Below are 14,009 nucleotides of genomic sequence, written 5' to 3'. Positions count from 1 at the left end.
GTGCCGATCCCGACCCCCTACGAAGACCTGCTGCGAAAGGTGACCGAGCAGGGGGTGGCGAAATCCGATCGCACCGGTACCGGCACCCGCAGTCTGTTCGGACACCAGATGCGCTATGACCTGGCCGCCGGCTTTCCGTTGCTCACCACCAAGAAGGTGCACACCAAATCGGTGATCTACGAATTGCTGTGGTTTCTGCGCGGCGATTCGAACGTGCGGTGGCTGCAGGACCACGGTGTGACGATCTGGGATGAATGGGCCAGTGAGACAGGCGATCTGGGCCCGGTGTACGGCGTGCAGTGGCGGTCGTGGCCGACACCGTCGGGCGAGCACATCGACCAGATCTCGAACGCGCTGGATCTGCTCAAGCGTGACCCCGATTCGCGGCGCAACATCGTCTCGGCGTGGAACGTCGGCGAGATCCCCCAGATGGCGCTGCCACCGTGCCACGCCTTCTTCCAGTTCTATGTCGCCGACGGCAAGTTGTCCTGCCAGCTGTACCAGCGCAGTGCCGACCTCTTCCTGGGCGTGCCGTTCAACATTGCCAGCTACGCACTGCTGACCCACATGATGGCCGCGCAGGCCGGGCTCGGCGTCGGTGAGTTCGTCTGGACCGGCGGCGACTGCCACATCTACGACAACCACGTCGACCAGGTGGCCCTGCAGCTGAGCAGGGATCCCAGACCGTACCCAGAACTCGTTCTGGCGCAACGTGACTCGATCTTCGACTACAGCTTTGAGGATATTGCGATTCTGAATTACAACCCGCACCCGGCGATCAAGGCGCCCGTCGCTGTATGACCGACGATCTTCGACAGCTGGCGATGATCTGGGCGCAGTCCACCTCAGGCGTCATCGGCCGTGACAACGGCATTCCGTGGAATCTGCCGGAGGACCAGGCCCGGTTCAAGCAGCTCACCCTAGGGCAGACAGTGGTGATGGGCCGGCTGACCTGGGAGTCGCTCCCGGCCAAGGTCCGCCCGCTGCCGGGCCGGCGCAACGTCGTGATCACCCGCGATCCCGGATACGTGGCCGACGGTGCCGAGGTACTGACCGGCCTCGACGACGTGTTCCGCGGCTGGGTGATCGGCGGATCGCAGATCTACGCCCAGGCCCTTCCGTTCGCGGTCCGCTGCGAGGTGACCGAGATCGACATCGACCTGCCTCCAACAGCGGGCGACGCGATGGCGCCGGGGCTCGACGATTCGTGGACGAAGACCACCGGAGAGTGGTTGACCAGCAGCTCAGGTTTGCGGTACCGGTTCTGCAGTTACGTGCGCACGCGGTAACCGGCCAGCCGGCGCACCTCACTGTCGGGGTCGTCGACGGCCAGCTCGTCGATCCGTCGCTCCAGGTTCTTCACCACCTCGCTGTCGAGGTCTCCGGGACCCATCGGTCCGATCAGATCGCTGAGAACGATGACCGCGTGGCGGCGGATCACGGGCTCGGAATGGTCGAGTCCGGGACGGACACCCGGTAGGTCGGCCCCGTCCAGGGTGCAATAGCCGGTGCCGGGTTTCAGATCCTCTGCGACCTCCCCCGCGACCGCCGGATCGGCAAGCCCGGCGGCCAGCAGTGTGTAATCCAGTGGCAGGTGCGAGCGCCCCTGATCGCGAAACGAACGGTAGGGCGCAGCGACCGCCGCCGATCGGCTACCGGCCGGAAGATCGTTGCGCGCCAACACCTCCAGCCCGGCACCGAGGCGGCCGAGAGCCGCAGCCACCCAGTCGTGGGCGTTACCGCGCAGCGGCAGGGCCGCCCACAGCGCGTCCATCACGTCAGGCGTGACGATGTTGAGGTCGGCCAGGAATTTGGCGCCCGTCCAGGCGGTCTCGGGATGGCCGAGTGCCGCTACTGCGACCGGTACGGCGGCAGCACCGGTGTCGAGCAGGAGTTCGGTGGCGCGTTCCCGGCCGAGTTCGTGGCCCGGTCCGCTGACGAGACCGGCCGCCGCGGCGAGTGCTGCCACCCGCTGCTCGACGGGCAGGGCCAGAAGTTCACGTTCGGCTTCGGCAGAAGCGACGTACTCGGGGAAGTGACGCCGCAGCTCGTCGGCGGTCAACGAGCGGACCAGCAGGTCGGCATCCTCGTCGTCGAGGTACACGACCACGTCGTCGGGCAGGGTGCCGTCGGCGACGAGGGCGGTCCGCACCCCGGCCGCGATGGTCAGCATCGCCTCGGCGAACCGATCCCACGCCTGCTCCCACGGCGCGCGGGGTAGGCCCGTGACCGCAGCGATGAGCCGATCACTCCACTCCGAATCGGTTTCGCCCCACTCGTAGTCCTGATACTCCCAATCCGGCGGGCTGAACCGGCAATCCGGCTCCTCGACCGACTCCTCGGTGGCCAGCGCAAGATTCGGAAGGTAGATCACCCCGGTGGTCTCGGCATAGAACTCGCTGAATGCCACGGCATACGGCGTTTCTGAGGCGGCTGTCGCGACCAGCGCGCGGACCGCGTCCGCGGCAGCCAGGGTCAACTCGGTCTCGAACGCATCCCAGTCCACTGCCACGCGGACCAGTATCGCTCCAATCCGCTCCGCTACTTGTCGGGGCTGTTGCGCCAATCCGCTCCGCTACTTGTCGGGCCTGTTGCGCCAATCCGCTCCGCTACTTGTCGGTGCCGTAGGGAACGATGGCTACGTGGCCACCCTCACCAGCACACAGGCCCGCCGCATCGCCGTCGCGGCCCAGGGATTTCACGAATCCAAACCCCGCGGGCCGGTCACCCGTGCGCATCTGCGCAGGTTGATCTCCCGCATTCAGGTGCTGCAGTTGGATTCGGTGTCGGTGGCGGTGCGGGCCCACTACGCGCCGGTGTTCAGCCGGCTGGGGCCGTACGACCGCGATGCGCTGGACCGGGCGGCCTGGTCGCACAGCGCGCGTTCACCCCGGCTTCTGACCGAGTACTGGGCGCACGAGGCTGCGCTGATGGCGGTCGAGGACTGGCCGCTGCTGCGGTGGCGCATGCGGGAGTACACGCACGGGCGGTGGGGTACCGAGATCGTCCGGAAGAATCCCAAGTTGGCCGACGACATCGTGGCGGCGGTCGCTGAGCTCGGGCCGTCGACCGCCGGCCAGATCGAGGCACATCTCGAGTCCGAGCCGCGCGGCCGCAAGGGTCCGTGGTGGGACCGCAGTGAGACCAAGTGGGTCGCTGAGGCGCTGTGGTCCTCGGGCGTCCTGACGACGGCCACGCGGGTCGGCTTCGCCCGGCACTACGACCTCACCGAGCGGGTGCTGCCGGCGGAGGTGCTGGCTCGGCACGTCGACGACGACGAAGCGGTCCGGGAACTGACCTTGCGCGCGGCGACCGCACTGGGGGTCGGCACCGAGGCCGATATCCGCGACTACTTCCGGATGGGTGCGCGGCAGGTCAAGCCGGCGATCGCCAAGCTGGTGGCCGACGGGCAGCTCGAGGCCGTCGACGTCGACGGCACCCCGGCCTACCTGCGTGCGGGCCAGACGGTTCCGCGGCGCGACCGCGGGACCGCACTGCTGTGCCCGTTCGACCCGTTGATCTTCTTCCGGCCCCGGGTGGAGCGGTGGTTCGATTTTCACTACCGCATCGAAATCTACGTACCCGCGCCCAAACGCCAATTCGGTTACTACGTATGGCCGTTTCTGCTCGACGGGGAACTGGTGGCACGAGTCGACCTCAAACGGACCGATGCGGCGCTGCAGGTATTGGGCGCATTCTCCGAAGACGGCCGCGACCGTTCACGGGTCGCGGACGCGTTGGCGGGGGAGCTGCAATCGATGGCCGCATGGCTCGGGGTCGACGACGTGACCGTCGGGTCGCGCGGCGACCTCGCCGACGCGCTGCGCATGGCGTTGCGGTGAGTGCGACGTGGCCGTTCGAGTCGAGTAACAAGGACAACGGCGATGTATCGCCACGAGCAGCGTAGCCACACCGCTCATCCACACGTACGAGGCTCGAACGTCGACATCGTCGGCTACACAACGTAACTGGGCCACCGACGTACCCGCCGGCGCTGAGCGACCAGAGCGGTACCCGGTCTACTACTCATCCGTAGTGCAGGGCGATCATCGCTGATTGACGGCCAGTGCGGGGGCGTCGCCGCAAAAGCGGTCGCTACGTCGCTGCCACGCGGCGGTGCGCGTCAACCACCAGTCGTAGCGTTGAACCTCAAGATGGCAGTCCGGCTCCGCATGCTGCTGGGCCCACCGCACGGCGGTGCGTTTGCGCCAGAACCCAGCGATCGGCATCACGCCGCCGTCAGGGCGGTGCATGAAGACATACCATCCAAAACTCAACGGGACCCCCCGGCCACCATCAGACAAGATTACCTAGACAAGCATACTAATCTCGCTGCCGGCCGGCGCGGTTGGCCGGGCGGACATGCCGACTACTGCACGTTCGCCCAGTAGTCGGGGGATCCGCCCGGATGCCATCCCCGTTGTAGCGTTTGGGGGAGGCCTCTTTCAGTCGTGGGCCCCCGTGCTCACCACCAATCGGCCGGTGGTCTCGCGGGCGGCCATCCGCGCCAACGCCTGCGGCAGTTGATCCCACTCCACGTTGTCGCCCACCACAGTCTGCAGCCGGTCGGTACGCATCAGCTCGAGAATCTGCACGTGGGCATCGAGGCCCTCGGAGCGCGCCGGCCAGTTGAACCCGAGCGTGCGGCGCACGGCCAGGGGATCGGTCACATAGACCAGACAGACCCCGCACACATCGAAGTTGCCGTAGGCGATCGGACGCGGCGAGATGTAGTCGCCGTCTTCGAGGGCGATGTCCTCGGCGAACCCTGCCATCAGGTGACGTCCGTTGAATCCCATGCAGCGGAACGTATTCGTCGTCACGCTTCCGCCCACCGCGTCGAACGCGACGTCGACGCCGCGGCCGTAGGTGAGGTCCATGACCTGCTCGACCCAGTTGTCGTCGCGGTAGTTGACGGCGTGGTCTGCGCCCAGCTTCCGGCAGAGCTCCAGCTTCTCCTCGCTGCCGGCGGTGGCGATCACCTTGGCGCCCAGCGCCTTTCCGAGGACCAGCGCACCCGACCCGGTGCCACCGGCCGCCGCGTGCACCAGCAGCGTCTCACCGGGTTGCAACCGGCCGCGTTCGCGCAGTGCGAACCAGCCCAGATGGAACGGGTAGTGCAGGGCGGCGCCGTCGACGTCGCTGACCCACTCCGGCAGATCGAGCACTGTCGCCGCGTCGACGATGGCGTACGACGCATACCCTCCGAAGGCCATCACCGGGATCCCGACCACGCGGCGGCCGACCAGATGTTCGGCACCCAGGCCCGCACTCTCGACCACTCCGACCGCTTCCATGCCCGGCACGAACGGCGGCTGCAGGGGCAGCGTGGTGTAACGCCCCTTGATGATGTCGATGTCGTTGAAGTTCAGGCAGAACGCGCGGACTGCGACGCGGACTTCGTTGGGGCCGGGTGCACGCACCTCGACGGTTTGGCGTTCCAGTACCTCGGTGGGTTCGCCGAGCGCGGTGGCCACCCAGGCCTCCGCTGTGATGGGCTGTGGTGCAGGCTGGTTCATTTGTCCTCCGTAGGGGTGAGAAAGCGCTCGCGGTAGGCGCGGAAACGCTCGGCCAGGGCGGCCGGATCGAGCTGTAGATGGGACGGGTCGTAGATGACGCCCCCGTAGCGCCCGCGGGGGTGTGCGGTGAGGAAGTCGCTCATGGCCGCGCGGACATCGTCGCCGAACGGCTGGTCGGCGAGCCGGTAGATGTCCGCGAGCGTGGCCCGCTCGTCGGCCATGAAGTCGTCGAACCGGACGTCGATGGACTGCCCGGTGGGCAGCACATCGCGATCCCGGATACAGCCGGCGAGCAGATCGTCGATGCGGCCCAACCAGTATCGGGTCACCTTGGCCACGTCGGGCTGCGTGACCGCCATCCGCATCGAGTAGCAGATCATGGTCATCATCGACAGCGTCACCTCGACCGGATCGCGGTGCGTGACAATGAAAGTGGCATCGGGGAAGGTGGCGGCCAGGGTCGGGAACTGCTCGAGGTGCTGGGGTGATTTCAGCACCCAGCGGGTTCCGCCGCGCAACCACTGCATGGCCTGCAGGCTGCGCTTCACATGCGCATAGGACGGCGCCTGATCGTGTGCCTTGTAGTGAGCCGCGAAGCTCGGCACGTAATACATGGTTTCCCAAAGCATCCCGGAAATGTCATTTGCCAGGAGCTGGATCTCCTCATGGGCGTGCTCGACGGTCATGTCGTGCATCCGCTTGAACTCCGGCATCGAGGAGTTGATCAGTTCGAGGCCGGCAGCGCAGCGGTCCCCCCGGGGTCCGGGTGTGTCTTCTTCCCCGGGCGCAGGCACCGGCTCGAGGCTCTCCCAGTACGGCAGGTGGCGCAGCGCGGGATCCGCGGCGAGCAGGTTGTGCAGATGCGTGGTGCCGGTGCGGGGCAAACCGCAGATGATGATCGGCCGCTCGATCGCGATGTCCTCGATCTCGGGATGGTCGGCGATCAGTGCCTCCAGCCGCAGCCGATTGACCAGGCTGCCCACCAGCTGCTCGAAGGCCATTGCCGTGCCGGAGTCGCACAGGCCGGCTTCCTCACGCAGCGCGGTACACAGCACGTCGAGACGTTCCCGGAACGCCGGGTCACCGAAATCATCCAGCCCGGACCGCTCGGTGGCGGCCGCCAGCAGCGCCTCGGGGTCCAGCTCCAGATTCGCACCGTAGGCGGCCAGTCCGTCGCGGATCGGTTGGGCGGCCGCAGGATAGGCAGGGTTGGCCAGGTCGTCGAACCGGATGGGGGCGGGACGCTGCAGGTCGGCGGTCACAGGGCCGCGACTTCGGCCACGTCGACCACCCGACACTGCGGGTGTGCGGGGGTCTCGTCGGGCAGGAACCAGCGCAGCCAGATCAGGCCCTTGGGCCGGCCGGCTGTCGAGACCCAGTTCGGGTGGCCCGGGTCCTTGTCGCTGATGACGATCCGCCACGACCCGTCCGGTTCGTAGGTGACATGGGCGCCGTTGATCGTGACGCGTTCGTGCGTGTAGTCGAAGGTGTGGAGGAACGGATTCCACAGGCAGAGGTTCCAGAACACACACTCGGGCGAGGTGCCCTCGATGATCAGGGCCTGATCCGGTTCAAGGTCGTAAGCGCCCATGGCGTACGCCGCGTCGGCGGCTGACCACCCGTAGGCGTTCTGGGGGACCGGGAACGGTGGGTGCAGCTGGTTGGCGGGCTCAACCCTGGTGGGCAGGAAGGAAACCTGCTCGTGCAGCCAGGCCTTGGCGTACCGGAAGCGGCGGGCCAGATCTGCGGCGCTGTCGGACCGCCGGGCGGGCGGGTCGAGCGCCTCGATTCGCCACGTCGGGCGGCGGTCGGTGGTGGGATCGTTCAGATAATCACGGGTCAAGGCGAATTCGGTGTCGGCGTCCAGCTTGAGCCAGGCGCCCGGGTGGGAATCGGGGCTCATGATGAACTCGAAGTTGCCGTCCTCGTCGAACTCCAGGTCGCGGTTGTTGATCGTGCCGACGATGCGGTCGCTGTAGCGGCCTTCACCAGGCCCGCCGTAGACGGTCATCGACAGGTACACCGCATCACCGCGGTTGCCGGTGACTCGATAGGTGCGCGCCGGGTTCAGCGGTGCGAGCTGATAGAACGCATCCGAATTGTCACCGCCCCACTTGAGGTACGGGCTGATGACGTCGACGAGGATGGGCTTGTCCCGGTCACCCCACACGTAGGCGTCGACGCTGACCCGCAGCAGGCTGAACGTGAGGCGGTACCCGTCGAGCAGATCGGGTTCGCTCAGCGCGGGCTCGGCGGTCAGCAATTTCTGCTCGATGCCGCGCAGCTCGTCGAGCAGCGCGTTGAACGCCTCTGACAATTCGGCCTTGTCGGTCATGGTCGGTCCTTCTTTCGTGGTTGTTTACGTCCTGCTCCTTCGGTCAGCAAGGAGCACAATCGATCTGCGGTGTCGTCGACATCGATGTCCGGTTCCATGTGCGCGGCGTAGAACGCGGTGCCGATCAACGCTTGGTAGACCATGTCGACGTCGACATCGGGACGGACCCGGCTCTGCTCCACGCCTGAGGCGACCAGAGAGCGGAAGGCGCCCTTGGTCTGCTCATCGAGCAGTTGCTGGGTCTTGATGTGTAGTTCCGGGTCGCGGCGACGTTCGGTCAGGATGCCGAGTGCGGCGGCCTCCACCACGGGATCGCGCCAGAAGGTGAGTACCGCCGAGGTGAAGCCGCGCAGGTCGGCGTCGAAATCTCCTGAGAGCGACAGCAGTTCACCACCAGGTGGCTGGCCGAAGGCGGCATCGAAGACGAGGTGGGCCTTCGACGGCCACCGCCGATAGATGGTGGGCCGGCTGACGCCGGCCTCGCGGGCGATGGCCTCGATTGACAGTTGGTCGTAGCCGTCACGTGCGAGCAGGTCGCGGGTGGCGCGCATGATGTCGCGCTGAGTTTGTGGATCACGTGGCCGTCCCGGGCCTGTGAGCGAGGACACACGATTAAGTTACGATGCGTCACGTAATTAGGTCAAGAGGCAAATTGGTCTGGATGCGCGCCGCTATCGACACCGGGGTCGTGGTTGTCGTCGAACAGCAGCCCTGCCGTCGAAACCGACGCGGAGATCCGCCAGGAGAGCGGTCAGGTCCCGCGGTCAATCAGGTCGAACACCATCACGGCATGTGAAAACCGTTGTGGGGTAACGCCCACCGGGCCATAAGGATGGTCGAGCATGAAGACGAGGAAGAGCAGCAGGGTCAGCAGCACAGTGACGGTGCTGACCAGGATCATGTGAGCGCGGCTGCTCTCGAGGCGCATGAAGCTGGCCAGCGTGATCAGTACCAGGCTGCCGAAGATCAGGGCGCACCACAACAGCACGGGTATCCGTGGACTGGAGTTGAGGATGCGCGCACTGCGGTCCGAGGTCAGGACAGCCAGTTGGCTGAGGAACTGACTGTTGATCGGGCTGGCGGTCGAGTCCGACTTGGCAGTGCCGACGATGCGATACATCTCAGTGAGTGCGTGTCGGCCGTTGTTGCTGATGGCGCCGAACTCTTCCTTGCCCCATCCAGGACCCTGTACCGCTGCGGTGTATGCGCGCAGCTGTTCACGCACCTGGGTCTGTTCCGGCTGCGGCATGGCCACCGTCTGGCGGTACATGGTGACCAACGTCGAGGCTTCGTTGGACACGTTGGTCTGCGCGGAGAGATATTGCTGCCATCCGACGACAACGGTGAACCCCAGCAATGCACCGTAGACGAGGCCGACGACGGTGAGGAACGGTGACAACACCGAGTTGTGCTCAGGGCGGGTGTCGCGCGCGATGACGCGGCTGGCCAGCAACACGCTGCCGACCGCCAGCGCCACGGCGCCGACGACAACCACGGCAAGCAGGAGCCAGGTTCCGAACAACCCGAAGTCGCCCATAGGTGAGAAGGATGCCAGCAAACTTCCCGTCGCGAAGGCGGATCGATCGGTTTGGGGGCAGGTTCCCGATCAGATCATCTGCAGTGCGGCGAGGCAGACATCGGTGGACCCGAAGGCGTTGTTCGGCTTGACGCGTTTGTGGGCGACGCCGCCGTACCGCCTCTCGGAGAAGATGATGCGGCCGTCGGGGCTGAACCCGATTTCCAGCTCCGTGACCACGCCGGTGGCGCTGAGCAGAGGGTGTTCCCACACCATCGTGCGGTACTCCGCATTGGGGCCGCTGTCGAAGATCAGGTCCCAGTCTTTCTCGTTGGCGCGTTCGCGGACCAGGTCCAGCATCTCGTAGTACACGGCGGTTCCTCTCATGATCACTTTTCCTTGCTTGGTCTCGGGGAGATACGTTGCGCGGCAGGGGCGCCGACGGTTGTGTCGAGCGTCCTGCACGTCGTGCCTGGCGTCTGTCGGCTGATCGGACCACGGCCGGGACGGCGCTGCATCCGCCGATCGGGGGACACGGACGGACGAATTGGTCGCTGCCCCTCGATCAGCGACCAATTCGTCGGTCTCGGGGACACCTCAGCGCCCGGGCAGGACCTGGGTGACGGTGGCTTGTAGATCAGCGCCTTCTGGGCCGTCGAGTGTGGTTTCGCGGTCGAACGTGGCGATACCGTCACCGTCGATGGTGAAGTTGCCGATCTGCGTCTGATCACCACCCGTGACCCGGAAGACCACGGTGGTCTTGTCCGGCAATGGCTTTGAGCTCACGTGCTGCGGATTGATCGTGTACCGGTAGATACAGCCCGCCGATCCGAAGCACTTCTGCTCGGTGACGACCACCCCGATGACAAAATCAGCTGCGGTGGGTGGCGACGCGACCGGGGCCGGTGTCGACGACTCCCCGGCGTCCCACTTCGGTGCGCCGCTGGGATTCGCCGAGACCCGGTCCGGTGAAACACAGCCCGCGAGCGCCGCGGCGAGGAGCGTCGCGGCCAGGGTTGCGCGAATGATCGTGCGTAGCATCGAGAGACCTTCCAATTCAGGTGGGTGGGCCGGGTGGCGGGACAGGGTCCAAGCTGTGAATCCGCCGCCCGGTGTCCGGGGAACAGGACAGTAAAGACGACGGCCCCGACAACTCCGATCAGGAGGCGACGGCCGACGGGCCGTCCGGCGACTCGGTTGAGGCGTCGGCGAGGGCGGCCAGGGCGTCGGAGAGCAACCGGTGGATCCCGGAATTGATGACGGTGCAGCCGCTTTCGATCTTCGTGGCGTTCTTCTGAATCGAGCCTGCCGCCTTCTTAACTTCGTCGAGCTTCGCCAGCTGGGCAACCGCTTCGGCGATCTTCTCCTCGGCCGTGGCGATCTGATGTGAACCCTTCCGCGAGGATGCGGCCAGTGCACTGGTACGCAGCAGCATCAAGATGGTGCGCAGGAGTTCCGGATCATCGGACGCGGGGTCGAATGCGACCACGATCCGCCGCGGGCCCAGGACCCGGATCGACTGCCCGCCGTTCTGCGCCGGCGTGCGGACCACACCGAGGGCGGCCGTCGCCTGCCGGTTGCGTTCGGCCTCGTCGAAATACTCGGTCCACTTGTCCCGGGGCGAGTCGGTCATCTCAACGACGACGCGGGCGACGCCGCCGTTGATGGTGAGTACGCCATCACCCTTCTTGGACCGCGGAACCTCACCCACCGTGGTGCGGGTATCGGTGTACTCGTCGCCGAGGCCAGCCGCGATACCGGCGAACAGGGAATTGAGCTGATTCTCGAACGTGTCACCCTTAATCGGAGTGACCTTCGCCAGATTCGCCTTGGCTTCCTGGATCTTCAGCGCTTCGGTCAGGTTCTCGACCTTTTGCGCGAGGTCCTGGTGGTTGTCCGCGATCTGTTTCGTGAGTTTCTGCTGCTGTTCATCGAGCACACGTGTGTGCTTGGCGATTGGTGAAGTCGGGTCGCTCGGGTCGAACTGTTTGGCGGCCTTGCTGACCAACTCGGCGGTGCCGGCCTTCAGCGTGGCGTCGATGGATGTCCCGAACTTGTCGAGGATGGGCTGCAGCTTGCCCATCAATTCCGGGTGGTCACCGCCGAAGATTTTCTGCAGCTCAGTGGTGACATCGTTCTTTGCGGCTGCGACGGCTTGGGTGAATTCCTTGCGACTGGTGGCGTCTGCCTCGACGAGGGCCTTCTTGGCGTCGTTGGCCGCCTTGGTCATGGCGTCGGACGCAGCCTTGGTGGCGCGTTCGGTGCTCTCCGTGAGCTTGGTGGTCGAGTCCGCGGCCTTGTCGCCGACGTCCTTGAGCATCTGCTGCAGAGCCTTGGCGTCCTGAGCCTGGCCGACGGCCGACAGTGCGTGTGCCCCGATCTTGATGGCTTCGGTGACGAACTCGGTGAGGTCGGCGCCGGTAAGCGCCTCGGTGTCGTCGACGACCGGCCCGCGTTCGCCGGCGCTCCAGCGCCGGGCTTCGCGCGCAACATCCTTGTCGCGCACGGTGAGTCGTTCGATCTCCACAGCATCGAGGGTGTCGTTGAAATGCGCCTGCGGTGTGGTCTTGCTCATGTCTGCCTCCTGGCATTCGGGATTCCGCGGATTGCGGAGTGGATGCGAAAAGCGTGCGACCTGATGCAGAAGATGACAACATAAATAGCTGATAAGCGGGCTTATCAGATAAACAACTTGATGATGTAGACAGTGAGGCTTAGTTTGAGATAGTCCGAGGAGGGAGGCCCGATGAGCACGCTGACGTTGCAAGACGTGGCCGACCTTGCCAAGGTACGCCGACCGGTGGTCAGTATGTGGCGAAGACGGCCTCTCGTTCGTGGCGTGTCCATGCCGTTTCCCGAACCGGTCGAAACGGTGCAGGGCCTCGCGCGGTTCGACCGGACCGAGATCGTGGACTGGTTGACCCGGACCGGCCGGGGCAACAACACCGAGCACAGCTATGACGCACCGGCGGTCGCCGTGCCTGATGGCGCACAGCTGGAGGACGTTGTCACGCTGCTTTGCTGGCATGTACTCAGTGGTGCAGACCTGGCCGGCACCTCAAAGGCGCGGCGGAGTCGCGCTGCGGATGAATTCGACCCTGACGACGTCATAGTTGCCCGTGAGATCCGAGAGATGACGGTCTCCGCTGACGTCCTCGCGTATGTCGATGATCTGGTGGAGGCATCGCACGGCCCGGGTGATGCGCTGACGCGAGTCGAGACCGGGCGCCTCAGGCGCGATCTCGGCCTGCGTGAGCTTACTTCGCGCGGCATTGAACTGCTGCAGTGTGTTCTGGAAGCTGCCACCGTGCATCTGGAACAGGACCAGGTCGTATTGCGGGCCGAGGGTTCGGCTGCTGTCCTCGATGTGGCCGAGGTATGCGGCGTGGACATCACCACCTCGGATCGGGCACTGCGGCGCCGTGCGGTGATTCGAGGCATCGGGATGCGAGAAAGTGCTGTGGGAAAGCAGGTCTCAGCGGTCTCCGCCGTGGGTCACGATATTGCCGAAACGCTGGACCTCCTGGATGATGCAGTGCTCGGGCTTGAACCGGGTGACGTCGCAGTGCTGGTCGGATCGGCCGCAGCGCTGGCCGATGAGCTGGCCGGGCCACTGCAGACTCGCCGAGCCGCGGTGTTGCGCGTCGACAACCTGGTTGCGGCCTTGCGGCTGCCCCGCGGGTTGTGGCGGGAAGCGCATCGTCAGGCCCTGGCGGTGTGGGTATGCCTGGGTGCCGCGCATGCTGAGATGCCGTGGGTTGCCGACCTCAGCGCGGTTGACGAGATCGAGTTGACCGACTTGGCCGCGGATGTCGCCGGTGCGTTGACGCAGACTGAGGACCGTGCATTCCGCTATGCACGGAGCATGGCGGCGTCGACGATGCGCGCCGGCGGCCCGGTGGTGCCGCGCGGCGTACGGGCCGTGCGGGTCGGTCCTGGTGTCGCCGCGAAACACATCGACGACGTTCACCGCGCGACCCTGACGACGACCACACCGCTGCGACCCCTTGACGTCCTGGTTGAGCCCGCACCCGGCAATGTTCGACTGCAACATCGTTCGCTTGGCGAGTTGCACGTGCACAAGCGCCTCGTCATCAAGCGGGGCCGTCGTATTGATCCGGCCCACGCGTCACCTGACGGCACCGTCGCGGTGTTGCCGGCGGAGGTACATGGGCCGATTGCGCTCGATCCGTTTGATGCGGCATTGCAGTACCCGCACGCGGCCCGCACCGAACCCGGCGACGTGATCTTCATCGAGAAACCGCGACCACGAGCCTGGGTCGATCCTGTCGGTGGGGCGATGGTCGCCTCCCCGGCGCGCATCCTGCGCCTCACCGAGGCCGCCGAGGTTGGCCCGCACGTGCTGGCCACCGTCATCAACGAAAAAGCTTCTCCCGGCAGCGAATGGAAGACCTGGAGTGTGCCCGTGCTCGGGCGCGAGGAAACCGAACGTCTCGAAGCGGCATTACGCGCAGCTGACACCTACGAAGCTCAGGCGCGTCGCCGTGCACAGGCGGCCGTCGAGCTGAAATCAGCGTTGATCGACGGGGTCGCCTCCGGCGCCTTGACCCTCGACGCACAGGCCACCACGCCCGGCGTCGCCGCGGCAATCGACAGAGGAACAGGAAAGGACCGGTAG

The 14,009-nt window shown here is 65.8% G+C and carries 14 protein-coding genes; 4 read left to right on the top strand and 10 right to left on the bottom strand.

The annotated features are described in order from the left end of the window. Both AC4ELS_RS20335 and AC4ELS_RS20330 read left to right on the top strand, forming a co-directional pair. Positions 1-801 carry a thymidylate synthase gene (locus AC4ELS_RS20335; protein ID WP_064960180.1) on the top strand — a complete coding sequence of 267 codons (801 nt, stop codon included), beginning with the start codon at positions 1-3 and terminating at the stop codon, positions 799-801. Then, complete coding sequence (locus AC4ELS_RS20330) at positions 798-1,289, top strand: dihydrofolate reductase (RefSeq protein WP_499048976.1); 492 nt, start codon at positions 798-800, stop codon at positions 1,287-1,289. Before AC4ELS_RS20335 ends, AC4ELS_RS20330 begins: the two co-directional genes overlap by 4 nt. On the opposite strand, the gene AC4ELS_RS20325 is transcribed toward AC4ELS_RS20330, so the two are convergent. Next, positions 1,271-2,512: a hypothetical protein gene (locus tag AC4ELS_RS20325; RefSeq protein WP_499048973.1), complete on the bottom strand. Its 1,242-nt coding sequence runs from the start codon at positions 2,510-2,512 to the stop codon at positions 1,271-1,273. The genes AC4ELS_RS20330 and AC4ELS_RS20325 overlap by 19 nt on opposite strands. Positions 2,513-2,642: 130 nt before the next feature. On the opposite strand from AC4ELS_RS20325, the gene AC4ELS_RS20320 reads away from it, so the two are divergent. Then, on the top strand, positions 2,643-3,842 hold the full coding sequence (locus AC4ELS_RS20320; protein WP_499048970.1) for a winged helix-turn-helix domain-containing protein: 1,200 nt from the start codon (positions 2,643-2,645) through the stop codon (positions 3,840-3,842). 204 nt (positions 3,843-4,046) lie between these two features. Here the strand turns inward: AC4ELS_RS20320 and AC4ELS_RS20315 are convergent, their stop codons facing one another. The 9 genes from AC4ELS_RS20315 to AC4ELS_RS20275 all read right to left on the bottom strand — a co-directional run bounded on the left by AC4ELS_RS20315 (position 4,047) and on the right by AC4ELS_RS20275 (position 11,945). Beyond that, a complete protein-coding gene (locus AC4ELS_RS20315; protein ID WP_499048967.1) occupies positions 4,047-4,253 on the bottom strand; it encodes a hypothetical protein in 207 nt (68 codons plus the stop codon). A gap of 192 nt (positions 4,254-4,445) precedes the next feature. Beyond that, positions 4,446-5,519 carry a zinc-binding dehydrogenase gene (locus AC4ELS_RS20310; RefSeq protein ID WP_499048964.1) on the bottom strand — a complete coding sequence of 358 codons (1,074 nt, stop codon included), beginning with the start codon at positions 5,517-5,519 and terminating at the stop codon, positions 4,446-4,448. Further along, entirely contained in the window at positions 5,516-6,781 is a 1,266-nt protein-coding gene (locus tag AC4ELS_RS20305; protein WP_499048961.1) for a sulfotransferase family protein, read from the bottom strand. Before AC4ELS_RS20305 ends, AC4ELS_RS20310 begins: the two co-directional genes overlap by 4 nt. Then, positions 6,778-7,854: a DUF1214 domain-containing protein gene (locus AC4ELS_RS20300; RefSeq protein ID WP_064884352.1), complete on the bottom strand. Its 1,077-nt coding sequence runs from the start codon at positions 7,852-7,854 to the stop codon at positions 6,778-6,780. Before AC4ELS_RS20300 ends, AC4ELS_RS20305 begins: the two co-directional genes overlap by 4 nt. Continuing rightward, a complete protein-coding gene (locus AC4ELS_RS20295) occupies positions 7,851-8,462 on the bottom strand; it encodes a TetR/AcrR family transcriptional regulator (protein ID WP_064960186.1) in 612 nt (203 codons plus the stop codon). The genes AC4ELS_RS20300 and AC4ELS_RS20295 overlap by 4 nt, the downstream gene beginning before the upstream one ends. A gap of 143 nt (positions 8,463-8,605) precedes the next feature. Further along, positions 8,606-9,391 carry a bestrophin-like domain gene (locus AC4ELS_RS20290; protein ID WP_499048958.1) on the bottom strand — a complete coding sequence of 262 codons (786 nt, stop codon included), beginning with the start codon at positions 9,389-9,391 and terminating at the stop codon, positions 8,606-8,608. A 69-nt stretch (positions 9,392-9,460) separates the two neighbouring features. Next, positions 9,461-9,757, bottom strand: coding sequence for a hypothetical protein (locus AC4ELS_RS20285; RefSeq protein ID WP_174554294.1), 297 nt, complete (start codon positions 9,755-9,757; stop codon positions 9,461-9,463). Between the two features lie 210 nt (positions 9,758-9,967). Then, complete coding sequence (locus tag AC4ELS_RS20280; RefSeq protein ID WP_064884360.1) at positions 9,968-10,411, bottom strand: hypothetical protein; 444 nt, start codon at positions 10,409-10,411, stop codon at positions 9,968-9,970. A gap of 118 nt (positions 10,412-10,529) precedes the next feature. Next, entirely contained in the window at positions 10,530-11,945 is a 1,416-nt protein-coding gene (locus tag AC4ELS_RS20275) for a Fis family transcriptional regulator (RefSeq protein WP_499048955.1), read from the bottom strand. Positions 11,946-12,116: 171 nt separating this feature from the next. On the opposite strand from AC4ELS_RS20275, the gene AC4ELS_RS20270 reads away from it, so the two are divergent. After that, entirely contained in the window at positions 12,117-14,009 is a 1,893-nt protein-coding gene (locus AC4ELS_RS20270; RefSeq protein ID WP_499048953.1) for a hypothetical protein, read from the top strand.

Source organism: Mycobacterium shunyiense, from assembly GCF_058270035.1.
Note: the sequence above shows the minus strand (reverse complement) of the source record. Positions and strands in the feature narration are given on the sequence as shown.